Source organism: [Actinomadura] parvosata subsp. kistnae (assembly GCF_900323885.1).
Lineage (GTDB): Bacteria > Actinomycetota > Actinomycetes > Streptosporangiales > Streptosporangiaceae > Nonomuraea > Nonomuraea composti.
In genome coordinates, this window is record NZ_OOHJ01000022.1 from 490,096 (window position 1) to 515,415 (window position 25,320).

Annotated in this window: 21 protein-coding genes; 12 read left to right on the forward strand and 9 right to left on the reverse strand. The window is 73.6% G+C overall.

Annotated features, from left to right (window positions below):
* Window positions 1-259: 259 nt before the first annotated feature.
* Window positions 260-3,529, reverse strand: a complete 3,270-nt coding sequence (locus KIS93_RS45045; protein WP_080041431.1) for an AfsR/SARP family transcriptional regulator — start codon at window positions 3,527-3,529, stop codon at window positions 260-262.
* A gap of 137 nt (window positions 3,530-3,666) precedes the next feature.
* Here KIS93_RS45045 and KIS93_RS45050 point away from each other — a divergent pair, with 137 nt between their 5' ends.
* The 4 genes from KIS93_RS45050 to KIS93_RS45065 all read left to right on the forward strand — a co-directional run bounded on the left by KIS93_RS45050 (window position 3,667) and on the right by KIS93_RS45065 (window position 7,039).
* Entirely contained in the window at window positions 3,667-4,713 is a 1,047-nt protein-coding gene (locus tag KIS93_RS45050; RefSeq protein WP_080041432.1) for a methyltransferase, read from the forward strand.
* A 70-nt stretch (window positions 4,714-4,783) separates the two neighbouring features.
* Entirely contained in the window at window positions 4,784-5,254 is a 471-nt protein-coding gene (locus tag KIS93_RS45055) for a hypothetical protein (RefSeq protein ID WP_080041433.1), read from the forward strand.
* A 52-nt stretch (window positions 5,255-5,306) separates the two neighbouring features.
* Window positions 5,307-5,795, forward strand: a complete 489-nt coding sequence (locus KIS93_RS45060) for a GbsR/MarR family transcriptional regulator (RefSeq protein ID WP_222107873.1) — start codon at window positions 5,307-5,309, stop codon at window positions 5,793-5,795.
* A gap of 38 nt (window positions 5,796-5,833) precedes the next feature.
* A complete protein-coding gene (locus KIS93_RS45065; protein WP_080041435.1) occupies window positions 5,834-7,039 on the forward strand; it encodes a cytochrome P450 in 1,206 nt (401 codons plus the stop codon).
* A gap of 39 nt (window positions 7,040-7,078) precedes the next feature.
* Here the strand turns inward: KIS93_RS45065 and KIS93_RS45070 are convergent, their stop codons facing one another.
* Genes KIS93_RS45070 through KIS93_RS45080 form a run of 3 tightly spaced genes read right to left on the reverse strand, consistent with a single transcriptional unit; the run spans window position 7,079 to window position 10,195 of the window.
* The gene (locus KIS93_RS45070; RefSeq protein ID WP_080041436.1) at window positions 7,079-7,594 is read right to left on the reverse strand and encodes an XdhC family protein; all 516 of its coding nucleotides are present in this window, start codon (window positions 7,592-7,594) and stop codon (window positions 7,079-7,081) included.
* A 46-nt stretch (window positions 7,595-7,640) separates the two neighbouring features.
* The gene (locus KIS93_RS45075; RefSeq protein WP_222107874.1) at window positions 7,641-8,642 is read right to left on the reverse strand and encodes a LacI family DNA-binding transcriptional regulator; all 1,002 of its coding nucleotides are present in this window, start codon (window positions 8,640-8,642) and stop codon (window positions 7,641-7,643) included.
* Between the two features lie 23 nt (window positions 8,643-8,665).
* Entirely contained in the window at window positions 8,666-10,195 is a 1,530-nt protein-coding gene (locus KIS93_RS45080) for an alpha-N-arabinofuranosidase (RefSeq protein WP_080041437.1), read from the reverse strand.
* Window positions 10,196-10,337: 142 nt separating this feature from the next.
* Here KIS93_RS45080 and KIS93_RS45085 point away from each other — a divergent pair, with 142 nt between their 5' ends.
* The 4 genes from KIS93_RS45085 to KIS93_RS45100 all read left to right on the forward strand — a co-directional run bounded on the left by KIS93_RS45085 (window position 10,338) and on the right by KIS93_RS45100 (window position 14,916).
* Window positions 10,338-10,934, forward strand: coding sequence for a cadmium resistance transporter (locus tag KIS93_RS45085; protein WP_080041438.1), 597 nt, complete (start codon window positions 10,338-10,340; stop codon window positions 10,932-10,934).
* Window positions 10,935-11,000: 66 nt separating this feature from the next.
* On the forward strand, window positions 11,001-11,819 hold the full coding sequence (locus tag KIS93_RS45090) for an ABC transporter ATP-binding protein (protein WP_080041439.1): 819 nt from the start codon (window positions 11,001-11,003) through the stop codon (window positions 11,817-11,819).
* An 11-nt stretch (window positions 11,820-11,830) separates the two neighbouring features.
* Window positions 11,831-12,838 (forward strand): ABC transporter substrate-binding protein, encoded by a 1,008-nt coding sequence (locus KIS93_RS45095; protein ID WP_080041440.1) that lies wholly within the window; start codon window positions 11,831-11,833, stop codon window positions 12,836-12,838.
* Window positions 12,835-14,916, forward strand: a complete 2,082-nt coding sequence (locus KIS93_RS45100) for an iron ABC transporter permease (protein WP_080041441.1) — start codon at window positions 12,835-12,837, stop codon at window positions 14,914-14,916. The genes KIS93_RS45095 and KIS93_RS45100 overlap by 4 nt, the downstream gene beginning before the upstream one ends.
* An 18-nt stretch (window positions 14,917-14,934) precedes the next feature.
* Here KIS93_RS45100 and KIS93_RS45105 read toward each other — a convergent pair whose 3' ends face one another.
* Window positions 14,935-15,519, reverse strand: a complete 585-nt coding sequence (locus tag KIS93_RS45105) for a TetR/AcrR family transcriptional regulator (protein ID WP_080047075.1) — start codon at window positions 15,517-15,519, stop codon at window positions 14,935-14,937.
* A gap of 156 nt (window positions 15,520-15,675) precedes the next feature.
* Here KIS93_RS45105 and KIS93_RS45110 point away from each other — a divergent pair, with 156 nt between their 5' ends.
* Window positions 15,676-17,217: an MDR family MFS transporter gene (locus tag KIS93_RS45110; protein WP_080041442.1), complete on the forward strand. Its 1,542-nt coding sequence runs from the start codon at window positions 15,676-15,678 to the stop codon at window positions 17,215-17,217.
* A 92-nt stretch (window positions 17,218-17,309) separates the two neighbouring features.
* On the opposite strand, the gene KIS93_RS45115 is transcribed toward KIS93_RS45110, so the two are convergent.
* A complete protein-coding gene (locus tag KIS93_RS45115) occupies window positions 17,310-17,663 on the reverse strand; it encodes an arsenate reductase family protein (RefSeq protein ID WP_080041443.1) in 354 nt (117 codons plus the stop codon).
* A 224-nt stretch (window positions 17,664-17,887) separates the two neighbouring features.
* Between KIS93_RS45115 and KIS93_RS45120 the strand changes: the two genes are divergently transcribed.
* Complete coding sequence (locus KIS93_RS45120) at window positions 17,888-19,693, forward strand: HAL/PAL/TAL family ammonia-lyase (RefSeq protein WP_230465442.1); 1,806 nt, start codon at window positions 17,888-17,890, stop codon at window positions 19,691-19,693.
* On the opposite strand, the gene KIS93_RS63855 is transcribed toward KIS93_RS45120, so the two are convergent.
* Both KIS93_RS63855 and KIS93_RS45125 read right to left on the reverse strand, forming a co-directional pair.
* Window positions 19,668-20,138, reverse strand: coding sequence for a hypothetical protein (locus KIS93_RS63855; RefSeq protein ID WP_222107875.1), 471 nt, complete (start codon window positions 20,136-20,138; stop codon window positions 19,668-19,670). The two genes, KIS93_RS45120 and KIS93_RS63855, sit on opposite strands and share 26 nt — an antisense overlap.
* Window positions 20,117-22,852, reverse strand: coding sequence for a S8 family peptidase (locus KIS93_RS45125; protein WP_222107876.1), 2,736 nt, complete (start codon window positions 22,850-22,852; stop codon window positions 20,117-20,119). The genes KIS93_RS63855 and KIS93_RS45125 overlap by 22 nt, the downstream gene beginning before the upstream one ends.
* A gap of 290 nt (window positions 22,853-23,142) precedes the next feature.
* Here KIS93_RS45125 and KIS93_RS66315 point away from each other — a divergent pair, with 290 nt between their 5' ends.
* Complete coding sequence (locus tag KIS93_RS66315) at window positions 23,143-23,328, forward strand: hypothetical protein (RefSeq protein ID WP_246005460.1); 186 nt, start codon at window positions 23,143-23,145, stop codon at window positions 23,326-23,328.
* Between the two features lie 29 nt (window positions 23,329-23,357).
* Window positions 23,358-24,092, forward strand: coding sequence for a pectate lyase family protein (locus tag KIS93_RS45130; RefSeq protein WP_246005461.1), 735 nt, complete (start codon window positions 23,358-23,360; stop codon window positions 24,090-24,092).
* An 865-nt stretch (window positions 24,093-24,957) separates the two neighbouring features.
* On the opposite strand, the gene KIS93_RS45135 is transcribed toward KIS93_RS45130, so the two are convergent.
* Window positions 24,958-25,314: a hypothetical protein gene (locus tag KIS93_RS45135; RefSeq protein WP_186404803.1), complete on the reverse strand. Its 357-nt coding sequence runs from the start codon at window positions 25,312-25,314 to the stop codon at window positions 24,958-24,960.
* Window positions 25,315-25,320 lie beyond the last annotated feature (6 nt).

The window sequence follows — 25,320 nt, forward strand, 5'->3', positions numbered from 1 at the left end:
TGGCTGTACTGGCGGCGGTGGCTGGCCCGCGCCACCCCGCCCCCGACGCGTCCCCTGATCGATCGGGCGTTGCAGGTCGCGCACGCGGAGGCGCCCGCCGGGGTGTGGGTCGCCCTGTCGCCGTCGGGCGCCCCGTGGCCGAGGGCGCCACGCCGGGCCTGGCCCGCCGCGAGGCCCGCCTGTCCGGCACCCAGGAGCCTCCCGTCGTCTGGCGCCTCCACGAATAACCCCCCGAAACGCCGTGGGCAGCGAGGGGAGGTCATTCGGCCAGGTATGCCGCCACCTGCCTGGCCTCCGCCGCGTCGCCGAACAGGGCGAGCGAGCCGCGCCACGCCGCCGCCGACTCCTCACGGCGGCCCAGCAACGCGTGTGCCCGGCCCAGCTCCCTGAGCGTGCGGGCCCGCCACACCTGGGGCCCGTCGCCGCCGAGCCGTTCCAGCGCCGACCGCAGATGCCCGAGCGCCCGGCCGGGATCGCCCTGGCGCAGGCGCACGACGCCCAGCGCGTGCCCGGCCAGCGCCTCACCGAGCGCGTCCCCGCACTCCACGAACAACCGCAGGCTCTCCCCCAGCGTCTCGGCCGCCTCGTCGAAGCGGCCCAGCGCGCCCAGCGCCTCGCCGAGACGGCGCAGCACCTTGCTCATCTCGCCCCGGTCGCCGGTGGCCCGCGCGGTCAGCAGGCTCTCCCGGTAGCACGCGACGGCCTCCGCCGTCTCCCCCTGCTGGTAGAGGGAGGTGCCGAGGGCGCGCAGCAGGTTGCCGCGAATCGTGTGGTCCTCGTCGCGGGCCACCGCCAGCCGCGCCCTGGCGATCTCCACGGCCCGGCCGTGCTCGCCCCGTTCGAGGTGGATCCAGACGGGCCATGTCCACGCGTACGCCAGGCCCGCCGTGTCGCCGTGGGCGGCCAGCAGGTCGAGCGAGGCGTACGCGTCGGCCAGCGCCTCCTCCAGCCGGCCCATGCCGTGGCGGGCGGCGGCCCTGCTGATGAGCGCGTACGCGGCGCCGTGCCCGTCGCCGGCGCGCCCCAGATCCGCCAGCAGCGTGCCGCACTCCGCCTCGCCCCGTTCGTAACGGCCCCGCTCGATGTCCACCGCGACCAGCAGCAGCCTCGCCCGCAGCGCCGCCCGCTCGTCGCCGAGCCCGAGCACGACCCGCTGCACGTGCTCGGCGTCGTCGAGGAAGCGGTCCATGAGCAGGTACGCGGTGAGGTGGTGGGCCAGCTCGGCGGCGACGCCCACGAGCCCGAGCTCGGCGGCCGTGGTGACGGCGACCATCAACGTCCGCCGCTCGGCCGCCAGCCACGCCGCACCGGCCCGCATCCCGCGAACCGCCCCGTCCAGGGAAGCTTGCCCAGCCGGTGCGCCGTTGGTGTGCCCGGACCGCGTGTCGGCGGCCCGACCGATCGGTGCGGCGGTGGAGGGGGCCGGGTAGGGCGGGGCAAGGGGGATCGGCAGGTGGTGGGTGGCGGACTTCGTGCGGCGCAGGCACTCCAGCACGTGCCTGGTCAGCGCCTCGCGTCGCCGCGACGGGGATTCCTCCGCCTCGGCCCGTTCCCGTGCGTACACGCGGAGCAGGTCGTGCAGGCGGTAGCGGGGCTGGCCGGCGCCGTCCACCTCGGTCGAGGTGAGCATCCCCCGGGCGACCAGCGTCTCCAGCGCCGCATCCGCCTCCAGACCGAAGGCCCCGTCCTGTCCGGACGGGGCCGGGCCGAGGAGGGCTGCGACCGACCATTCCGCGACGCTGTCCAGGCCCGCCAGCCCCAGCAGGCGGAAGGCGTGGCGGGCCGATTCGGGGAGGGCCGCGTAGCTGGGCTCGAAGGTGGCGCGGACGTCCAGGCCGCCCACGACCAGCTCGTCCAGGCCGCGTCCGGCGAGCCGGGTGGCGAGCTCGCTGACCGGCCACACCGGGCGGGTGGCCAGGCGGGCGCCCGCGACCCGGATGGCCAGCGGCAGCCGGCCGCAGGAGCGCAGGATCTGCTCGGCCGCGCCGGGTGCCGTCCCGATGCGGCCGGGGCCGGCCACGCGTTCGAGCAGCATCCGGGCGTCCTTCTCGCCGGGCAGGTCGAGCGCGAGCCGTTCGGCGCCCTCCAGGGCGGGCAGCCGGGAGCGGGAGGTCACCAGGACGGCGCCGCGCGGCGTGCCCGGCAGGAGGGGGCGGAGCTGGGCCTCCTCGACCGCTTCGTCCAGCACGACGAGCACCGCCCGGTCGGCGAGCCGCTGGCGCAGGAGCCGGGCGCGTTCCTCGGCGGAGGCGGGGATGGCGGCGCCGTCGAGGCCGAGGGAGCGCAGCAGCACGTCCAGCAGCTCGCCGGGCTCGCGCGGGCCGCGGGCGTCCTGGCCGAGCCGGACGAACAGCTGGCCGTCGGGGTAGTCGGCGCGCAGAAGGTGGGCGAGGTGGACGGCGAGCGTCGTCTTGCCGATGCCGGGCAGGCCGGAGACGATCACGATGGGCGGGCTGAGGCGTCCCTCCCGGGCTCGCAGCAGCGCCGTCAGCTCGGCGATCTCCGCCTCTCTCCCGACGAAGTCGGCGGTGTCGGCGGGCAGCTGGCACAACCTCCGGAACGGCACGGGCACGCCACCCACCTCCGGGTCCCGCACCCGATGCGGCCCCAGCCCCGCCCACCCCTCGGGACCGCTGTCCGGGTTCGGGGTGGTAGGTGGGCGGCGCGACTCCGAGCGGGCGTCCGGGCCGTCCCGCCCCGGCGGCGCAGCGCGCGGACGGCGCGACTCCGATCGGGCGTCCGGGTCGTCGTGCCCCCGCAGCGTGGCGCGCGGGCGGCGCGGCTCCGGGCGGGTGGCGAGGTCGTCGGAGCCGGCCAGGAGGGCGGCGTGGAGGCGGCGGAGCTCGGGGCCCGGCTCGATGCCGAGCTCGGCGACCAACAACTCGCGGGCCTGGCGGAAGGCGTCGAGGGCTTCGTCGCGCCGCCCGCTGCGGTGCAGGGCGACCACGAGCTGTTCCCATGATCGCTCCCGCAGCGGGTGGGCGGCGACGAGGGCGCGGAGTTCGGCGACGAGGTCTTCACGGCCGAGGGCGAGCCGCACGTCGACCCATTCCGACCGGGCCACTTCCAGGCGTTCTTCCAGCTCGGTGACGCGCGGCGCGAGGGCCCGGCTGAGCGGCACGTCCTCGGCGGGGGTGCCGCGCCACAGGGCGATGGCGGTCGCGTACTCGCGTTCGGCCGCCTCCAGGTCGCCGGCCGCGCGTGCGGCGCGGGCGCGGCGCAGGCCCTCCTCGAACGCGTGGAGGTCGAGCCGCCCCGGCGGCACCTCGCAGACGTATCCGGACCCTTCGGTGCGTACTTCCAGGCCGCTGCCGTCCAGGAGGCGGCGGAGCTGGTGCACGTACGTCTGGATGTTGGCGACGGCGGAGCGGGGCGGGTCGTCCCAGACGGCGGCGATGAGCCGTTCGGTGGAGACGGTGGCGTTGGGGTGGAGCAGGAGGGCGGCGATGACCGCCCGCTGCTTGCGGCTGAGCCGGACCCGGCCTTCGGGGCCGTTGAGGCGGATGGTGCCCAGGATCGCGAAGTCCACCGGTCCTCCCTCGCGCTCGATCCAGAAGATCAGCTTTCCGGAAGGCAGTACACCTCTCGTTAACGGGTTTTGACAATCACGGCAAGCGGCAACACATCACCCATGACACCATCCGTCCCGGGTGTCATAGTGAGTCCATGTCGTACGCCGGCACCGGGCAACAGGACCGCGACGGGCAGGCATCCTCCCCCGCGGAGCACGTCCATCGGCTGCTGAGCGGCTTCTGGCACTCGCAGATCATCTTCGTCCTGGCCCGCCTGCGCGTGGCCGACGAGCTGGCCGCCGGTCCCCGCTCCGCGCACGACGTGGCGGCGGCCGTCGGCGCGGACCCCGGCGCGCTGCTGCGCGTGCTGCGAGCCGCCGCCACGCTCGGCCTGATGGCGGAGACGGAGCCCGACCACTACCGGATGACGGAGGCGGGCGCGTGCCTGCGCTCCGACTCCCCGACCGCGATCCGCGAGCTGGCCGTCGCCTACGGCTCCCCCACGGTGTGGCGGCTGGTCGGGGACTTCGAGCACGCGGTCAGGACGGGCGGGCCGGTCGCGCCCGCGCTGCTCGGCCACTCGTTCTGGGAGCATCTGGCCACCCACCCGGAGGAGGCCGAGCATTTCGCGCTGGGCATGGGCGAGCAGTCGGCGCAGGTCGCCGCGGACGTGGCGGCGGCCGTGGACCCCTCGGCGTACGAGCGGCTGGTGGACGTGGGCGGCGCGTACGGCGTGCTGCTCCTCGCCCTGCTGGACAAGGCCCCGTCGGCGACCGGGGTGCTGCTCGACCGGCCGCCGGTGATCGAGGCGGCCCGGCGGCGGCTGGAAGGCTCGCCGCTGGCCGACCGGATCGATCTGGTGGGCGGCGACTTCCTGGAAGAGGTGCCGAAGGGCGACCTGTACCTGCTGAAGTGGATCCTGCACGACTGGGACGACGAGGACGCGGTGCGCATCCTGGCCGCCTGCCGCCGCTCGGCCGCCCCCGGCGCGCGGCTGCTGCTGGTGGAGATGCTGCTGCCGGAGCCGTGGGCGCCCTCGCACGTGCACCTGTCGGACCTGGCGATGCTCGTGCTGCTCGGCGGCAGGGAGCGGTCGCGGTCACAGTACGCGGAGCTGCTGCGGGCGGGCGGCTGGGAGCCGGAGGAGGTCACCCCCACCTCGGGCCGGTACAGCATTCTGCAGGCGGTGACCAGGCCCTGAGACGCGGCGGCGACCGGCAGGACGTAGGGTCCATTCCAGCGACCCGTTCCCCTGCGAGATGGAAGCCCGCATGACCGTCACACCCGAGCAGTTGCGTGCCCTCGCGACCCGCGCCGAGGCGCTCACGGCCGAGGTCTGGGCACTGTGCGGCGGCACGCCCGGCGACCCGGCCGCGCCCGATCCCCTCGTGGACGCGCGCCAGGCGGCGGGCTGGCTGGCCAGGGCCGCGGAAGATCTGCAACGCTCGGCGGCGGAGCTGGCCCGGCTGCAGGTCCAGCCGTGCGGCCTGCCGTGGGCCGTGTGCCCGGAGCACGGCAACACGCTCACCTCGCGGGCGGGCGTCTCCGAGTGCCGCGTCTGCCACCGCACGTGGAGCTACGACCGGCCGGGCCGGCCGTGCCCGGAGCCGGCCACGTGGAAGGTGATCGACCGGGCGGGCACGGTGACGAGGATGTGCGACGGGCACGTGCTCGGTGCGCGCGCCGCCGCCCAGGACGCCACGTTCGTCCGCATCGACGAGGTCGCCGGCCAGTCCCAGTAATCGGGCCCTTCCCGCGCCGGGAGCTTCGGCGTACAGTACGTAAAGTACGTACTTGACGATCGTTGCGGAGTTTACGACCGTGCAGCCTGCGGAGAGCGAGTTCGTCGACCGGATGGGCCTGGTCATGGAGCGCCTGGGCGCCACGCGCAGCATGGGCCGCCTGTGGGCGTGGCTGATGATCTGCGACCCGCCCGACCCCTCGCTCACCGACCTGGCGGCGGAGCTCAGCCTCAGCAAGACCGCCGTCAGCACGGTCGCCAGGCAACTGGAGGCGGGGGGCATCATCGAGCGCGTCCCGACGGCCGGCCGCGAGCACCGCTACCGGGCGGTCGGCGGCGGGTGGGCGCAGGTCCTGCGGGTCCAGCTGGAGCTGGTCAAGCAGAGCCTGGAGACGCTGGAGTACGGGCTGTCGATCCTCGACGAGGGCCGGGCCGCCCAGCGGGTCCGGCTGGAGGAGACCCGCGACTTCTTCGCCTTCACCGTGCAGGACGGCGACGGGATGCTCCAGCGCTGGCAGGAGTACCGCGACCGATCTTCCTGAGTACGTCTCCATCGAGGGATCGACAACAAGGAGAGGCGATGGCCGACATCGTCGAACGGTACGACATCCCCGTACAACACTTCTGGCTGCACGGGCCCCGATCGGGCCCGGCGGTGGAGTTCGCGGCCGACGCCGGAATGTGGAACGTCTACGGTTACCCGGAGCTGCACGAGGTGCTGGGCGACCCGGCGACGTTCTCCTCCGACACCATGCGGGTGGTCCCCCAGGCCATGCTGCCGTCCAAGGACGACTTCTCCCTGGACGGCTTCATCACCCAGATCGACCCGCCCGAGCACGGCAAGCTGCGCAAGCTGGTCAGCAGCGCCTTCACCCGCAAGGTCGTCGCGGATCTCGAGCCCAGGATCGCCGCGCTCACCCATGAGCTGCTGGACGCGGCGCGTGATCGGGAGCGGTTCGAGCTCGTGGCGGACTTGGCCTACCCGCTGCCGGTCATCGTCATCGCCGAGCTGCTGGGGATCCCGAGCAGTGACCGCGCGCTGTTCAAGCAGTGGGCCGACGCCCTGTTCCAGCGCGATGCGAAGGTCTCCGTCAGCAGGCCGGAGGAGGAGCGGCAGGCGGAGATGGCGGTGGTGATGAAGCCGTGGAAGGAGATGACCGCCTACCTGTCCGGCCACGCCGCCGAGCGACGCCGGCAGCCGCGCGCCGACCTGCTCACCAAGCTGGTCGAGGCCGAGGTGGACGGCGAGCGCCTGCCGGACGGCCAGGTGGTCAACTTCGCGATCGTGCTGCTGATCGCGGGGCACATCACCACGACGATGCTGCTCGGCAACACGGTGCTGTGCCTCGACGCGCACCCGGAGGAGCAGGACCTGGCGCGGGCCGACCGCTCGTCGATCCCGGCCGTCATCGAGGAGTCGCTGCGGCTGTTCACGCCGTTCGCGGCGCTCGGCCGGGCCACCACCCGCGAGGTCGAGCTGGGCGGCGTGACGATCCCGGCCGACCAGCTCGTCATGTGCTGGGCGGCCGCGGCGAACCGGGACCCCCGGCAGTTCCGCGACCCCGAGACGTTCGATCCGCGCCGCGACCCCAACCCGCATCTGGCCTTCGGGCGGGGCATCCACTTCTGCCTGGGCGCCCCGCTGGCCCGGCTGGAGGGGCGGGTCGCGCTGAACATCCTGCTCGACCGGTTCGAGCGGCTGCGCACGGATCCTGATGATCCGGTGGAGTTCATCCCGACGCCGACGATGACGGGCCTGCGGCGGCTCCCGCTCGTCCAGAAGTAAGGGCAGGGCCTCGGCTCCGCGGGGAGCCGGGGCCCGCCTTCAGAAGGTGAAGCCGCCCGGACGGCCGTTGCGGTCGGCGATCAGGCCCGCCAGCGTGGCGATCGCGATCTCCGCCGGCGTGCGGGAGCCGATGTTGAGGCCGATGGGCCGGTGCACCCGGGCCACCTCCTCCGGCGGCACCCCCAGCTCCGCCAGCGCCGAGACGTGCGGCGCGGTGTGGCGGGCGCTGCCCATGATCCCCACCCAGCGGACGGGGAACTTGAGCACGTCCCGCAGGATCGGCCCGATCTCGTCGCGGTGGTGGTCGGTGAGCACCACGTCGGCCGTGCCGTCCAGGTGGTCGTCCAGGCGGGGCACCCGCAGGAACCCCGCCAGGTGCCGCCCGGGGTCGGGCTCGTACAGGACGGTGCGGAAGCCCAGCTCGGCCCCGAACCTCAGCAGGTGATCGGCCACGGGGGAGGCGAAGACGGCGACCAGCGTCCGGCCGCCCTCCGCGGCTGGCGCCGCGCTGTGCGCCACCTCACACGCCGGGTCCTCATCGTGAGTGTGAGTCATACCTCCGTACGTTACGCGCGGCGCCCGGCGCGAGCAGGCCCGCCGTTCACCCGGCGGCGCTCGACTCCCTGACGACGAGCTGGAACGGCGCCACGTACCGGCCGGTGGGGCGCAGGGGCGCCGCGATGCGGCGGACGACCAGCTCGACCGCCTTGGCCGCCATCCACCGGTGGTCGGGGGCCACCGTGGTCAGGGACGGCACCGCGTACGCCGCCGGCGGGACGTCGTCGAAGCCGGCCACCCGCACGTCGCCGGGGACGCGCAGCCCGCGATCGGCCAGCCCGCGCAGGAGGCCGAGGGCGACCGTGTCGGTCACCGCGACGACGCCGTCCACGCCGAGACCGGAGTCGGCCAGGCGGTCGGCGGCGGCGCGCCCGGCCTCCATGCTCATGTCGTCGAGCACGAACAGCAGCGGCGGATCGGCGTCGAGGCCGCGCTCGGCGAGCGCCGCCCGGTAGCCCCGGTAGCGGCGGCTCACCATGTTCACGCCTTCGAGGCTGCCGCCGGTGACGATCGCGATCCGGCGGCAGCCCTGGTCGGCCAGGTGCGCGGTGGCGGCGTGGGTGCCCTCCTCGTTCGGCATGGCGACGTGGTCGAAGCGCCCGCCGAAGTCCTGCTCCCCCAGCATCACGAGGGGGTAGTGGGCGTCGGCGGGCTCCTCCAGCCGGTCGAGCGCGACGGCGCTGAGGATCAGCCCGTCGAACTGCAGGGTGCGGGAGCGGGTGACGGCGTCGGCCTCCCCGCCGGCGTTCGCGCCCGACTCCTCGATCGCGACGTGGAAGCCGCGCCGCCGCGCCTCGGCGATCACGTGGGAGGCGAGGTGCCCGAAGTAGGCGGCCTCGACGTCGGGGACGGCGAGGCCGATCACGCCGGTCCGGCCGGACTTGAGCGTGCGGGCGGAGACGTTGACGCGGTAGCCCGACCGGCGGATGGCCTCCAGCACGCGCCGGCGGACCGGCTCGCTGACCCCGGCGCGGTTGTTGACCACGTTCGACACGGTCATCTTCGACACGCCGGCCAGCCGGGCGACGTCCTCCATGGTCACCATGCGCTCTCCCCTGCCATGACGGCTCAGCCGACCCGGCCCTCGACCGTGACGAACGAGTGCGCGGGCAGGTGCACGCGCAGCCCGCCGTTCGTGGCCTTGACCTGCTCGTACGCGCGCGGGGCGACGGTCTCGGGCGCGCCCGGCGTGTTGTGCGCCTGCAGCTCGCCGGCCGTGAGGATGCGCGAGCGCACGTCCGCCACGGTGCCGCCGCGCAGGTCCAGCTCGACGTCGGCGGCGGCGTCCGCGTCCAGGTTGGACAGCGAGATCAGCACCTTGCCGTCCTTGCGGCTGGCCGACACCGACACGGTCGTCAGGCTCGTCCCCTCGACGTCGCGCGTGGGCAGCGCGTCCTTGACGTCGACCCGGAGGGAGGCGGCGTCCTGGTGGCCCTTGTTCATCTCGAACACGTGGTAGGTCGGGGTGAGCACGAGCGCCTTGGTGTCGGGGTCGGTGAGGATCATGGCCTGGAGCACGTTGACCGTCTGGGCGATGTTGGCCATGACGAGGCGGTCGGCGTGGCGGTGGAAGATGTCGAAGTGCACGCTGGCCACGAGGGCGTCGCGCAGCGTGTTCTGCTGGTAGAGGAAGCCCGGGTTGGTGCCCGGCTCGACGTTCCACCAGGTGCCCCACTCGTCCAGCACCAGGCCCACGGCCTTGCCGGGGTCGTAGCAGTCCATGACGTTGGAGTGGCCGGTGATCAGCTCGTCCACGTACGCGGCCTTGACCATCGTGCGGTAGTAGTCGTCGGTGCCGAACACGGTGGCGTCGCCCTTGTCGTGCCACGGGCCGGGGATCGTGTAGTAGTGGAACGACAGCGCCTGCATGAACCCGTTCGGCCGGTAGGCGCAGCCCAGCTCGCCGAGCTGCTTCATCAGCGTCTCGGTCCAGGCGTAGTCGCCGGCGTTCGCGCCGGCGGCGATGCGGTAGAGCTTGTTGTCGCCGTGGTCGCGGCAGTAGGTGCCGAACCTGCGGGCCTCGGCCGCGTACTGCTGGGCGGACATGTTGCCGCCGCAGCCCCACGCCTCGTTGCCGAGCCCCCAGAAGCGCACCTTCCACGGCTGCTCGCGGCCGTTGCGCTTGCGCAGCCGCACCATCGGGGAGTCGCCGTCGCGGGTGAGGTACTCGACCCAGTCGCTCATCTCCTTGACGGTGCCGGAGCCGACGTTGCCGCTGATGTACGGCTCCGCCCCCAGCAGCTCGCACAGCGCCATGAACTCGTGGGTGCCGAAGTGGTTGTTCTCCTCGACGTTGCCCCAGTGGGTGTTGACCATCGCCGGGCGCTCGTCCTTCGGCCCGATGCCGTCCATCCAGTGGTACTCGTCGGCGAAGCAGCCGCCGGGCCAGCGCAGGTTGGGGATGTTCAGCGCCTTGAGGGCGTCCACGACGTCGAGGCGGATGCCGCCCTCGTTGGGGATCTCGCTGTCCTCGCCCACGTAGAAGCCGCCGTAGATGCACCGGCCCAGGTGCTCGGCGAAGTGACCGTACAGGTGCCGGTTGATCACCGGGCCGGTCACGTCGAGGTTGATGACGGCGGGCACGACGTTGTCGCTCATCGGAGCACCATTCTCACACGGGAAGTTTATCGGTAAAACGCGGAGCCACTTTATCGATACATATCCGGCTGTCAAGACCCTGGCGCCGCCTCCGTTCGGCTAGGGTCGCCGGGACGCATCGGGCGGAAGGAAGCGCGGCCACGTGAACCTGGGCATCATCGGGCAGGCCACCGGGCTGTTCGCCGTCACCAACATCGACGACCTCCTCGTCCTGGCGCTGTTCTTCGCCCAGGGAGCCGGCCGGCGGGGCGCCGCCCGCCGCGTCGTGGCGGGGCAGTACCTGGGCTTCCTCGGCCTGCTCGCCGTGGCCGTCGCCGCCGGGTTCGGCGCCGCGCTCCTGCCGCCCGCCGCCGTCCCCTACCTCGGCCTGCTCCCCCTCGCGCTCGGGATCAAGGCCGCGTGGCAGGCGTGGCGGGACCGCCACGACGGCGACGACCCGGCGGACCGGCCCGCGGGCGGGCCGAAGGTGCTGGAGGTCGCCGCGGTCACCTTCGCCAACGGCGGCGACAACATCGGCGTGTACGTGCCCGTCTTCGCCACCGCCGGCCACGGCGGGACGGCCGTCTACGCGGCCGTCTTCCTCGTCCTGGTGGCGGTCTGGTGCGCCGCTGGGCGCTTCCTCGCCACTCGGCGGGTGGTCGCCGAGGCGCTCAGCCGATGGGGCCACGTGCTGCTGCCGCTGGTCCTGATCGGCCTCGGCCTGTTCATCCTGACGGACGGCGGCGCCTTCGGCCGGTAGCCCCGATCACGATGAGTACCCACCCCGCCATGGCGTCTTAGGCAAGGTTAGCCTAACCTTAGGTCCATGACCGAGGAGATCTCTCTCCGCGGCGCGGAGCTTCGCCTCAGCTACCACGGCACCCCCGTGGTCGAGGACGGTCGCATCACCCTGCGGCCGGGCCACGTGACCGCCCTGGTGGGCCCGAACGGCAGCGGCAAGTCCACGCTGCTGCGCGCGCTGTCCAGGCTGCACCGCCCCGACAGCGGCGCCGTGACGCTGGGCGACGGCGCGGACGCGCTGGCCCTGTCCGCACGCGACTTCGCCTGCCGGGTGACGCTGCTCGCGCAGAGCCGCCCCACGCCCGGCGGCGTGTGCGTGCGCGACGTCGTCGGCTACGGCCGCCACCCCTACCGGCGCCGCTGGCGGGCCGCCGACCCCGACGGCGGCGCCGCCGTCGAGCGGGCCATGGCGCTCACCGGCGTCACCCGGATGGCGGACCGGCCGGTGGACGAGCTGTCCGGCGGCGAGCTGCAGCGCGTCTGGCTGGCCACCTGCCTGGCCCAGGACACCGGCGTCCTGCTGCTGGACGAGCCCACCACGTTCCTCGACCTGCGCTACCAGGTCGAGCTGCTCGACCTCGTCCGCGACCTCGCCGACGAGCACGGGGTGGCGATCGGCGTCGTCCTGCACGACCTCAACCAGGCCGCCGAGATCGCCGACCACGTGGTGCTCCTGCACCGGGGCCGCATCCGCGCGGACGGCCCGCCCGCCGACGTCCTCACCGAGGACCTGCTCACCGACACATACGGCATCCGCATCGAGGTCAGCCACGACCCGAGGACGGGCACCGTGACCACCCGCCCCATCGGCCGCCACAGCAGAACCGTCCCCGTAACGACATGACAGGAACAACCATGCGCAGTGCCCTGACGGCACCTTTCGCCGCCCCCTTGACCGCTCTGGCCGCCGTCGTCGTGCTCGCCGCCTGCGGCACGACCGAGGCCCCCGTGACGGAGCAGACCACGGGCGCCTCCGCCTCCGTGTCGGCGAGCGCGGGCCCCGTCACCGTGACCGACGCCCGCGGCAAGCAGGTCAAGCTCGACCGCCCGGCCGCCCGGGTCGTCAGCCTGGAGTGGGGCGAGACGGAGATGCTGGTCAGCCTGGGCGTCATGCCGGTCGGCGCGGCCGACGTGAAGGGGTACGCCACCTGGGACACCGCCGCCAAGCTCGACTCCTCGGTCAAGGACGTCGGCATGCGGCAGGAGCCGAGCATCGACTCCATCAGCGCCCTGTCGCCCGACCTGGTCGTCATGGAGTCCGACGACGAGGAGCTGGCCGCGCAGCTGGAGAAGTTCGTGCCGGTGATCGTGGCCAAGGGCAGCGACGCCGCCGACAACCTCAAGCGCATGCGCGACGACCTGAACATGATCGCCACCGCCGTCGGCAAGACCGACGCGGCCACCAAGCTGATGTCCGACTTCGACGCGGCGATGGCCGACGGCAAGGCCAAGCTCGCCGCCGCGGGCGCCGCCGGCAAGCCGTTCGTCATGGCCGACGGCTGGAAGCAGGGCAGCACGATCTCCGTGCGGCTGTTCGGCAAGGGCTCGCTGGTGTCGGAGGTGGCCACGCAGCTCGGGCTGAAGAACGCCTGGACCGGCAAGGTCGACGGCCAGTGGGGCCTGGGCACCACGGACGTCGAGGGCCTGAGCGTGCTCAAGGACCCGGACCTCCGCTTCTTCTACAACGCCTCCGACGGTGAGGACGTCTTCGCCGACGGGCTCGACAAGAACGCGATCTGGAAGTCGCTGCCGTTCGTCGAGAAGCAGCAGGTCACCAAGCTCCCCGACGGCATCTGGACGTTCGGCGGGCCCCTGTCCTGCCGGCAGTTCGCCGACGCGCTGGTGAAGGCGTACACCGGTTGAGCACGGACGTCCTGACCCCGGCGCCGCCCGGGACGCCGCTGCGGCGGCTGGGCGTCGCCGGGGTCTTCCTCCTCGCCCTAGCCGCCACCGTCCTGGTGGCGGCCGTGCACCTCACGCAGGGCACCTCCGCCATCGGCGCGCTCGACCTGCTGGCGCTGCCGTTCGGCGACTCCGGCAATGCCGAGGAGGCCGCCCGCGTGCTGCTGGCCTCGCGGCTGCCCCGGCTGCTGGCCGGCGTCTGCGTCGGCGTCGCGCTCGGCGTGGCGGGCGCGCTGCTGCAGTCCGTCGCCCGCAACGCGATGGCCGCGCCCGACACGCTGGCCGTCAGCTCGGGCGCGTACCTGGCCGTCGCCGCCGCGGCCGCGTTCGGGCTGACGCTGCCCGTCGCGGTGTCGGGCGGGCTCGCGCTGTTCGGCGGGCTGGCCGCCGCCGCGCTGGTGCTGGCGCTGTCGGCCGGCGGGCGCACCGGCACCACCCGGCTCATCCTCGCCGGTACGGCCACGTCGCTGGCCCTCAGCTCGCTGACGAACCTCGTCATGATCCTGTTCGAGCAGGAGACCACCGGCCTGTTCGCGTGGGGCAGCGGCTCGCTCGTCCAGAGCGACCTCGACGCCGTCACCCAGGTCGGCCCGCTCATCGCGCTCGCGCTCGCCGCGGCGGTGCTGGCCGGCCCCCGCCTGGACATCCTCGGCCTGGGCGACGACACCGCCACCGTCCTCGGCGTGAACGTGCGGCGGCTGCGCCTGTGGCTCACCCTGCTGGCCGTGCTGCTCGCCGCGGCGGCCGTCACGATCGCCGGCCCGATCGGCTTCGTCGGCCTGTGCGCGCCCGTCGTCGTGCGGCTGCTGCCGAAGTCCGTCCCCGGGCTGCACCGGCACCGCATGCTGCTGCCCCTGTCGGGCATCGCGGGCGTGCTCATCATGCTGGGCTCCGACATCCTGCTGCGGGCCGCGCTCGGCGCGCAGGCCGGGGTGGAGGTGCCGCCCGGCGTCGTGACCACCGTGATCGGCGCGGCGGTGATGATCTGGCTGGCCCGCCGCTACCGCGACGCGGGCCCCACCCGCAAGCCGCCCGCCGTGCGCACCGGCGGGGCCCGCTCGCGCGCGGCCTTCCTCGCCGTGACCGGCCTCTGCGCCGCCCTGCTCGCGGGCGCGATCGTGCTGGGGCTGCTCGGCGGCGACCGGTGGCTACTCACCGGCGACGTGTTCAACTGGCTCCAGGGACGCAGCGGGCGCGCGCTCACGTACGTGCTCGACCAGCGCTGGCCCCGGGTCGGCGCCGCCGTCCTCGCCGGCGCCGCCCTCGCCGTGGCGGGCGCGGCCGTGCAGGCCGTGTGCCGCAACCCGCTCGCCGAGCCCGGCGTGCTCGGCGTCACCACCGGCGCCGGCGTCGGCGCCGTCGGGCTGATCACGCTCGCGCCGACGGCCGGCATCTGGGCGATGTCCGCCGCGGCCGGCACCGGCGCGCTCGTCGCGTTCGGCCTCGTGTACGGGCTGGCGTGGCGCGGCGGGCTCAGCTCCGACCGGCTCGTCCTCATCGGCGTCGCCATGCAGGCCGCCTGCACCGCCATCACCGTGCTGATCATCGTCCTGTCCGACCCGTGGAACACGGCCAAGGCCCTGACCTGGCTGTCCGGCTCCACCTACGGGCGGGTGCCCGTGCAGCTCGTCCCCGTCCTGCTCGCGCTGGCCCTCGTCGTCCCGCTGCTGGTGTGGCTGCGCCGCGACCTCGACCTGCTCGCCCTGGACGAGGACACGCCGCGCGTCCTCGGCGTCCCCCTGGAGCCCGTCCGGCTGGGCGCCCTCGCCGGCGCGGTGCTGCTCACCTCCACGGCGGTCTCGGCGGTCGGCGTCGTCGCGTTCGTCGGCCTGGTGGCCCCGCACGCCGCCCGCGCCCTGGTCGGCGCCCATCACGCCCGCGTGCTGCCGGTCGCGGCGCTGATCGGGGCGCTGCTGGTCAGCCTGGCCGACACACTCGGGCGTACCGTGATCGCGCCGGCACAGGTGCCGGCGGGGCTGGTGACGGCGCTGATCGGGACGCCGTACTTCGTGTACCTGCTGTGGCGGGCGCGCGCCTGACCCCGATCCGGCGCGCGCTCAGTCGAACGGGCGGGCGACCTCGTCCAGCGCCAGCACCGTGAGCTCGTACAACGATCGGGTCTCCCGATCGGCGCACCACCACTGCGTGGCCACGCGCATCGCGGCCAGGAACGCGGCGGTGATCATCTCGGGCCGCACGTCCCCCGGCTGCTCCCGCCCGGCCACCGCCTGGCTCAGCTCGCGCTCCAGCCGCACCCGCCCGGCGAGCTGCCTGGCCAGCAGCGAGGGGTGGTTCATGGCCAGGCGGGCCCGCTGGTGCCATTCCCTGTCGGGCCCGCCGGTCTCGGAGTAGAGAATCTGCAACGCGCCGCGCAGCGCCTGCCAGGCGGTCCGGCCGGCCGGCTGCTCGCGCACCCGGGTCACGAGGGTGTCGAGGCGCTGCTCGTCGCCGTACAGCAGCGCGTCCTCCTTGCCGTCGAAGTAGTTGGAGAACGTGCGGCGGGAGATGTTGGCGGCGTCGGCGATGGCTTCGACGGTGACGTTGTCGAGGCCGTGCTCGACGGTGAGCCGCAGCGCGGCCTCGTGCACGGCCTGCCGGGTCTGGGCCTTTTTGCGTTCCCGGAGACCTGTTGTGTTGCCCATGATGAGCACAGCTTACCCAACGGGAATAAATGCTCAATGCGCAAAGTTGCCCCATGTGCATGTAAGGTGTCCGGGTTGATCTCTTCCCTCTAGAACGTGAAACGGAGGTCGCGCGTGAGTGCACAGCCGGCAGCGCCGCCCGCAGCGGCGGAGCCGATGACCCACCGCCAAATCCTCGAAGCTCTCAGCGGCCTGCTGCTGGTCCTGTTCGTCGCCATGCTCAGCGGCACCATCGTCTCGGTGGCGCTGCCCCAGATCATCGGCGCGCTGGACGGCACGCAGTCGCAATACACCTGGGTCGTCACGGCGTCGCTGCTGGCCTCGACCGCCTCGACCCCCATCTGGGGCAAGCTCGCCGACCTGTTCAACAAGAAGCTGCTGCTCCAGATCGCCATCGTGATCTTCATGCTCAGCTCGCTGGCCTGCGGCTTCGCCCAGAACACCGGCCAGCTCATCGCGTTCCGCGCGCTGCAGGGCCTCGGCATGGGCGCGCTGCAGATCCTCGCCCAGGTCGTCATCGCCGCCATGATCTCGCCCAAGGAACGCGGCCGCTACAACGGCTACCTCGGCGCCGTCATGGCCGTCGCCACCGTCGGCGGACCGCTGCTCGGCGGCCTCATCGCCGACACCTCCTGGCTCGGCTGGCGCTGGTGCTTCTTCATCGCCGTGCCGTTCACCATCGCCGCGTTCGCGCTGCTGGCCAAGACCCTGCACATCCCCACCGTGCGGCGCGCCAACGTCAGCATCGACTACTGGGGCGCCACCCTCATCGCCGCCGGCGTCAGCATCCTGCTCATCTGGGTCACCTTCGTCGGCAACGACTTCGACTGGCTGTCCTGGCAGACCGCCGCGCTCGCCGGCGGCGGCGTGGTGCTGCTCGCCCTCGCCACCTGGGTCGAGTCGATCGTCAAGGAGCCGGTCGTGCCGCTGCACGTCATCCGGCGCCGCACCCCCGCCCTGGCCATCCTGGCCAGCCTCGCGGTCGGCATGGCCATGTTCGGCGGCTCGGTCTTCCTCGGCCAGTACTTCCAGATCGGCCGCGGCTTCAGCCCCACCGAGGCGGGCCTGCTGACCATCCCCATGATGGCCGGCGTGCTCTTGTCGTCCACGATCAGCGGCCGGATGGTGTCCAACACCGGCAAGACCAAGCCGTACATCCTCGTCGGCCTGGTCGTCCTGCTGGCCGGATTCGGGGGCCTGGCCACCATCGACCACCAGACCTCGCTGGTGCTCATCTCTCTCTACATGCTCGCCGTCGGCATCGGCGTCGGCATGTCCATGCAGAACCTCGTCCTCGTCATCCAGAACACCGTCCCCCTCAGCGAGATCGGCGCCGCCAGCGGCGCGGTCACGTTCTTCCGCTCGCTCGGCGGCACCGTCGGCGTGTCGGTGCTCGGCGCGGTGCTCGCCAACCAGGTCGCCACCAGCATCACCGAAGGGCTGGCCAAGGCCGGGATCCCGGTCGGCGGCGACGCCGCCGCGGCCGGCGGCAGCCTCAACATCGCCGCGCTGCCCGAGCCGATCAAGGAGATCGTCAGGGCCGCGTACGGCGACGCCACCGGCCACATCTTCCTCATCTCGGCGGCCATCGCCGTCGTCGGCCTCATCGCCGCCGCCTTCCTCAAGCCCGCCAAGCTCCGCGACAGCCTCGACCTGCCGGCGCCCGCGCCCAAGGAGGAGGCCGTCACGGGCGCCTGACGCCCGCCCTCACGGGCCTTGGACGCCCATCCTTCTCGGACCAGGAAGGCCGCGTTCCCCGAAATCGCCCTCGGGGACGCGGCCTTCCGCCCCTACAGCACCGAACGGACCGCGTCCTCGGACCGGCCGATCACCGCGGACCCGTCATCGGCCGTGATGATCGGCCGCTGGATCAGGATCGGGTTCTGCGCCAAAGCCCTGATCCACCGGTCCCGCGCCATCGCATCCCGCGGCCACCCGTCCAGCCCCAGCTCGGCCGCCCGCGCCTCCCCCGTCCGCGTGATGTCCCACGGCTCCAGGCCGAGCCTGGACAGCACCTCGCGCAGCTCCGGCTCGCTCGGCGGGTCCTCCAGGTAGTGGCGCACGGTGTACTGGGCGGACTCGGCGTCCAGGACGGACAGCGCGGAGCGGCACTTCGAGCACGCGGGGTTGATCCAGATCTCCATGCCAGTAGACGGTATCGGGCTCTTCGCGTGGAAGGCGCCTGCCGGACGCTCGTCATGGAAACAGTCGAGATCGGGTCAGCACTCTTCCCGCCCCGCCCCGGCCGCCGTCCCCGCGCGTGCCGCCCTCGCTATAACGAGAGCCGCACCGATCCTTCATGACGAGAGGCGCACCGATCGCCATGACGAGAGGCGCACCGATCTCCGCCGAGCCGAGGGAGGCCCCCGTGACCCGACGCATCGCCACCGCCCTCGGCCTGGTCGCCGCCCTGTGCGTACCGGGCCAGGCGGTCGCCGAGCCCCCGCCTCCCCCGGCACTGCGCCCGGCATCGAATCCGGCACTGCAGCCGGCGCTGCACCCGGCACCGCAGACGGCACTGCGCCCGGCATCGCACCCGACACTGCAGACGGCACCGCAGCAGGCATCGCAGCTGGCACTGCAGCCGACGCCTCGCCCGCTCGATCTCGTGCTGGACGGCGGCTCGTTCACGCTCCAGGACGCCTTCGCGATCCTCGACGGGCGTCCCGTGTCGGCGCGGCTCGCGCCCTCCGCCCGTACCGCGATGGCCAGGACCCGGGCCGGCGCGCTGGCCGCCCTGGACGACCAGCGCGTCTACGGCTGGAACCAGGCGCTGGGGCCGCTCAAGGACCGGCCGCTCACGACGGAGCAGCAGGAGCGGTTCCAGCGCAACATCCTGCGCTCCCACGCCGCCGGCGTCGGCGAGCCGCTGCCGGACGACGTGGTCAGGCTGGCCCTCGTCCTGAAGGCGAACCAGCTCGCCAGGGGCCATGCCGGCGTCCGCCCGGAGGTGCCGCAGCGGCTGCTGGACCTGGTCAACGCCGGAGTCGTGCCCCGGATGCCGCAGATCGGCTCGCTCGGCACCGGCGACCTGCAGCCGCAGGCCGCGGCGGGCCTGGCGGCCATCGGCGAGGACGCCCCCGTGCGTTACCGCGGCCAGGAGGGGCCCGCCTCCGAGCTGCTGCCGCGGGCCGGCCTGCCCAGGGACTTCACCCTCCAGGCCGGGGAGGCGCTGCCGATCGTCAGCGGCAGCACCGTGCTGGCCGCCACGCTGGCGCACGCCGTGCACCGCGCCACCGCGCTCGCCGACCAGGCGGAGGGGGCGTTCGCCCTGTTCATGGAGGCGACCAGGGCCGAGCGCGGCGCGCTGGACGCCCGTACCCACGCCGAACGCCACATCCCCGAGGAGAGCGCGGTCGCCGCCCGGCTGCGCGCGATGGTGGCGGGCTCGCGCTGGATGACGGCGGAGGGCCGCCGCCGGCTCAGCCCCGAGCCCCGCGTCCAGGACGCGGTGTCGGTACGGGCGGCGCCGCACGTCCTCGCCGGCCTCCGGCACACGCTCGCGGACGCCCGCCGCGCCCTGACCCGCGAGGCCAACTCCTCCACCTTCAACCCGCTGGTGTTCCGGCGCGAGCGGGGACCGGGGTACGAGTTCGTGATGGGCGGCAACTGGGACGGTTCCGTCATGGGCCACCTGGCCGACACCCTGAACGCGGAGATCACCGACGTCGCCGTCCTGTCCCAGGAACTGTCCGCCCGTCTGCTGTCCCCCAGGTGGAGCTACGGCCTCCCGGCGAACCTGGCCGGCCCGCCCGTCGGCCTGAACTCCGGCCTGGTGCAGGTGCAGACGGTGGCCGCCGCCCTGATCCCCGAGATGCAGGCCAGGGCCACCCCGGCCGGCACCCTGTCCCGCCCGGTCAAGGACGGCCAGGAGGACCACAACCCGATGGCCATGGCCTCGGCCCGCCACCTGCATGAGAACCTCGACCGGCTGGAGATCGTCCTGGCCGTCCAGTACCTGATGTCCGCCCAGGGCATCGACCTCATCGCCGACCGGATGACGGGCCTCCCCCTGGCCACCACCACGAGCGGGTTGCTAACGGAACTCAGACGCTACGTGGCACCGCTCGCCGACGACCGCTACCAGACCCCCGACCTGGAACGAGCGATCTGGCTGGTCCGCAACCGGCGGCTGCTGCCGTCCGGGTTCAGGCGATCCGGTACGCCCGGATGACGGTCTGCTCGACCGTGTTGCCCGTCATGTCCGTCGACTTTGCCCGTAGCGACACGAACCCCGGCGTGTCCGGGTGCCGGAGCACGATGGCGGGGCCGCGTACCTGTGCCTTCTGCCAGGTGGCGCCGTCGTCGTAGGAGACCTCGACCGACAGCGTGCGCGGGCGGGTCGCCGTGCTGCCCGGCAGCCGGTGCACCGTCACCGGGACGGTGAAGCGGCGGCCGGCCGGGGCCGTGTTGTGGGCGTCCAGGGCGGGGGTGAAGCGGACCACGGACACCGGGAGGCGGGTGAGGGCGGGTGTGGTGTCGGAGTGGAACGTCCAGGTCGCCGACACGCGGGTGGACAGGGTGGCGGGGGCGCCGCGTTCGGCCTCGGCGGCCAGCCGGTACGTGGCCCGGCCCGCCGGTACGGGGAGGTCGGCGGTCAGGGACGGCGACTCGGCCACCGGCTTGCCGTCGCGGTGGAGGGTGAGGTGTTCGGTGGCGCGGGTGGAGAGGCCGAGGGCGCCGCGGCCGTCGCCGAACAGGTGGAGGTCGGCCGAGATGACGTCGCCGGTCCTGCTGAGGCTGTCGCCGGGCTGGTCGCCGGTCGGGAGTGCGGGCCGAAGACGCCGCGGTTCCACCGCTCGGTCGTGGTGCGGCCGGCCGGGTAGTGCGTGAAGCCGGACTCGAAGCGGTTGAGCCGGCCGTCGGAGCCGTACTCGAACAGGTGGTGCTGCCAGCGGATGCCGTCGTCGGTGTTGACGTACTCGGTGCGGGTGGACGGGAGCTCGGTCGGGACGGTGGCCAGGCTGGAGGGGATGCTGCCGCGGCGCGGCCAGGCCTGGCTGGTGGTCTCGGCGGTGGCGTCCGGCAGGTGGGCGGCGTAGTCGCGGCGGACGACGGCCAGGTTCTCGGGGTTGACGGAGCGTTCGAAGCCGGTGGGCAGGCGTCCTGGCTCGAACCAGGCGAGCCGGTAGTCGGAGGTGCCGGCCGTCCACTGGCCCGTCACCATGCTGAGCAGCCGGTCGTCGGCGCGGTCCGGGCCGAGCTGGACGGTGAAGAGCCGGTCGAAGGAGCGGCCGAGCCAGCTGCGCGCGAACCCGCCGCCGGGCTCCCGCCACTGGTAGACGACCTGGGCGAGGCTCGGTGTGGCGCCGTCCGCGGGGGGCCGGACCAGCAGCGGGCGGCCGAGCCGGGCGTCGGCCTCGATCGTGCGGTCGCGGTCGAGGATCACCTCGGGCTGGACGAGCAGGGTGAGGCCGGTTTCGTCCAGGACCACGGTGTCCACGGACCATCTGCCCTTGGGCAGCCGGGCGCGGTAGGTGCTCTCGCCGCCGAACACGATGATCGGCTGCGTCTCGGCGTCCAGCCGGGCGATCGACATCTCGAAGTCGCCAGTGGCGGCGCCGCTCCTGTCGGTGTGGCGGACGGTCAGCTCGTAGCTCTCGACTTCCTTCTCCACGCCGACGGGGGTGCTGACGTGCACACCGCCGGGGGCGGTGGCGACGACGTACCCGCCGAGCAGGCCGTCGGGGACGTCGGCCCGCGTGTCGGCGGTGACCGTCGCCTCGGCCTGCCCGCCGGCGGGGACGGTCAGCGTGGCCGGGCTGACGGAGAACGCCGCGCCGGCCTGGGACTCCAGGGTGAGCGTGACGGAGGCGGCGGACGGGTTGCGGTAGACGAGCTTGCGTGCCACCGGACGGTCGTCGTCGTGGGGCCACGCCTGCCGGCCGAAGCCGAGCGTGGCCGGCTCGGCGGTCACGGACTGGGCGGTCGCGCGGTCCACGTTCACGCGGCCGGCGCCCTGCGTGAAGACGCCGGTCCCGGCGGCCGGCTCGGCGGAGGCCATCAGCGCGGCCTTCAGCAGGCCGCCCGTCCAGTCCGGGTGTTGTCCCGCGAGGATGGCCGCGGCGCCCGCCACGTGCGGGGTGGCCATCGAGGTGCCGGACTTCGTGACGTACGGGCCGGAGCCGGGGCTGTCCTTGCCCCGCGCGGCCGTGATCTCGACGCCGGGGGCGGTGATGTCCGGCTTGACCTCGCCGGCCGGGCCCGGCCCCCGGCTGGAGAACGGCGCGGGCTCGTCGGAGGCGTTCACCGCGCCCACGGCGAGGGCCGCGCCGGCCGAGGCGGGGCTGCTGACCGCGCGTTCCTGGCCCGCGTTGCCGGCCGCGGCGACGAAGAGCGTGCCGTACTGCTCGCTGAGCGTGCGCACCGCCTGCTCCAGCGGGTCCTCCTCCGGCGTGTCGGCGGTGCCGAGGCTCATGTTGACCACCTTCGCGCCCTGCTCGGCGGCCCACTGCATGCCGGCCAGGATCGCGGAGTCGGTGCAGTAGATCTCCTCGCACACCCGCCCGTCGAGCAGCTCGGCGTCCGGCGCGACGCCGCGGTAGCGGCCGCCGGACGCGGCGCCGCTCCCGGCGATCGTGGAGGCGACGTGCGTGCCGTGCCCGACGAGGTCGCGCTCGTCGGGCGCCTCGGTGAAGTCCTTCCTGGCGACGACCTTGCCCGCCAGGTCGGGGTGGGTGGCGTCGATCCCCGTGTCGAGCACCGCGACCTTGACGCCGGCGCCGGTGTGGCCCTTCGCCCAGGCCGCGGGCGCGCCGATCTGCGGGACGCTGACGTCCAGCGACACCTTCCTGCGCCCGTCCAGCCAGATCTTCGAGCCGGGGGTCAAAGACCGGCGGCGGGTGAGGTCCTGCCAGAACGCGTCGGGACGGGCCTCGACCGCGTACCCGCCGACGGCGGTGAGCGGCGTGACCGCTCCGGCCGCGGCCATCGTCCTGGGCTGCCCGGCGCCGGTGACGATGAGCGGCACGCTGCCCCGCCGGTCGTCGTAGCCGGATTCGAGCAGCCCCGTGACGTCGAACAGCCTCGGGTCGAGGCGGCCCGCCCGCAGCAGCGGCCGGGCGTCGCTGGGGACGATCCGCAGCCGGCCGCCGCTCTCACTCGTGGTGAACGTGATGTCGTCGCGCCCGGCACCCGCCTTGATCACCGCGCCGCCCCCGTCCATGACGGTGACCCGGTCGCCGGTGATGAGGGTGACGGTCCGCCCGGCGGAGACCTCCCCCTCGGCGGCGGCGGGGCCCGCCACCGCACCGGCGGGGGCGGGTGGCGCGGCGACCAGGGCGGCGGCGAGCGCTAACGCCCCCGCGGTCCCGCGCTTCGTCCTCATTCGCATGTACGTGCTCCCGATCGTGGAAAGCGGATCACTGTCTCTCCACCGATCGGCACGATCGCTTTCACGCGGCGTCGGCCCGACCTGAAAGTTTCACCATCGTCAATCCGGGCTGTTAGGCCCTGACCGGCCACGACGCCGTCCTCCGAAAATTGGGCCCCCGGAGCGCATTGACGAGCGGAAAGCGCTTTCCTAGCGTCGCTGTCGTTCACTCCCATGCAAGTCGTTCACATACGTGAACGGCTGGCACGCACAGCACCTACAGACAACCCGCAGTAGGTAGGAGCACACTCATGCGTACATCACGACGTGTCCTGACAGTCGTCACCGGCCTGGCCGCCGCGGCCGCAGGACTGACCGCGGCGACCGCGACCCCCGCCGCGGCCGACACCCCGCTGGTCGGCTGGGCCACGCAGGGCGGCGGGACCACCGGCGGCGGCAGCACGCCCCCACGACCGTCTCCTCCGCCTCCGCGCTGACGAGCGCCCTGTCGTCCGGCTCCGCCGCCGTGATCAGGGTCTCCGGGACGATCTCCTGCTCCGGCATGCTCCGCGTCACCTCGAACAAGACCGTCATCGGCAACGCGGGCGCGACCATCTCCGGGTGCGGCTTCAACGTGTCGCAGGCGTCGAACGTCATCATCCGCAACCTCACCTTCAGGAACTGGAACGACGACGGCATCAACGTCCAGTACTCGACCCGGGTCTACATCGACCACAACTCCTTCAGCAACGGCTACGACGGCGCCGTGGACATCAAGCGGTCCAGCGACTACGTCACCGTCTCCTGGAACCGGTTCTTCGACCACGACAAGACCATGCTGCTCGGCCACAGCGACAGCAACGGCTCCGAGGACCGCGGGCACCTGCGGGTGACGTACCACCACAACTGGTTCGACGGCACCAACCAGCGCCACCCGCGCGTGCGCTTCGGCAACCCGGTGCACGTCTTCAACAACTACTACGGCAACGTCGGCAGCTACGGCGTCGCCTCCACCCAGGAGGCCGGCGTGCTCGTCGAAGGCAACTACTTCGAGAACACCGACGACCCGTACCACCTCGGCGAGGGCAGTTCCCCGGCCGGCAGCCTGGTGGCGCGGAACAACCACTTCGTCAACTCCGGCAGCGGGCAGGCCGGTGGCAGCGTCAAGTCGATCCCGTACTCGTACTCGCTCGACAGCGCCTCCAGCGTCAAGTCCATCGTGACGGCGGGCGCCGGCGCGGGCCGCATCACCATCCCCTGACCGCCTGCCCCGGGTCGTGAGCGCGGCCGGCCGCCCGCGCTCACGGCCTCACCGCGACGTGACCCCGAGGGGGCTGCGGGGCCCGGCAGCGGGGCGGGGCGCAGGGCGCGGGCCAGGCCGGCCGCCACCGGGGCGACCGCCATCGCGGCGAGGGCGGTCAGCAGGGCGTAGCCGTACGGGCCGCTCTGCGAGGCGTGGTCGTAGTGGCGCAAACCGACCAGCAGGTAGACGGACCAGATCAGCAGCGGCCCCGCGAGCCCGGCGACGACGCCCGTCCCCGTGCTTCGCTCCCGCCACGCCGTCCAGGCCGCGATGGCGGCGACCAGCGCGGCCGGACCGTACAGGCCCATCTCGAACTCGGGGAGGTCCATCATCCAGCCGCCCGTCGCCTCCTCCGCCGTGAACAGCAGGACGAAGGCGGACAGCCCCACCCAGATGCCGGGGCGCCCGAGGGCCGCCGTGGCGCCCGCGGCGCCGATCGCGCCGCCCGCGAGGGCGGCGAGCAGGGCGAGCAGCGCCTCCCGCGACCCCGCCCCGAGCGCCTGCGCGTACTGGACGGGCCCGCCGGCCACGACGCACCCGAGCCAGGCGGCCAGCGGCACGGCGACGAACCCGCCGCGCTCCCGAGTCGCGACCGACCTCCCGCGCTCCCCGGCCGCGACCCGCCCCTCACGCTCCCTGAGCACTCTGGTCGCCGTCAGCGTGGCCACGACGACCGCGGCGGCGGGGTACCAGGCGGCCCTGGTCAGGTCGCGGTAGAGGCCGGGGCCGTCCCACTCGTGGTAGTCCTCCCACAGCGTCATCCCCGCCGCCTTCGCGATGACGAGCTGCGCGCAGCACAGCACGGCCCCGAGCACACCGGCCGTCACCAGCGTGCGGGTGGCGGGCCGGCCCCAGCGGGCAGCTCGCGGGCGGCGAGCACGTAGGCGAGCACGGCGCCGGCCGGCCAGCCGGGCCAGCCGGCCATGGCGTCGGCGAAGTCGGCGCCGTCCGGGCTGTGGCCCTGCACGAACAGCAGGCCGAGCACGACCGCCGTCGCGCTGCCGCACAGGGTGGCGACGGCCGCCCTGGCGGGCCGGTCGCGCAGCAGGAGCCCGGCGGCCAGCCCGGTCAGCAGCCCGGCGGGCTCGGGACGGCCGGCGAGGTAGAGGAGCGCCGCCAGCCCCGGCGCCACGACGAGCGTCACGCCCGCCGCGAGGAGGGGCCTCCAAGGATTCGGCATGAAAGC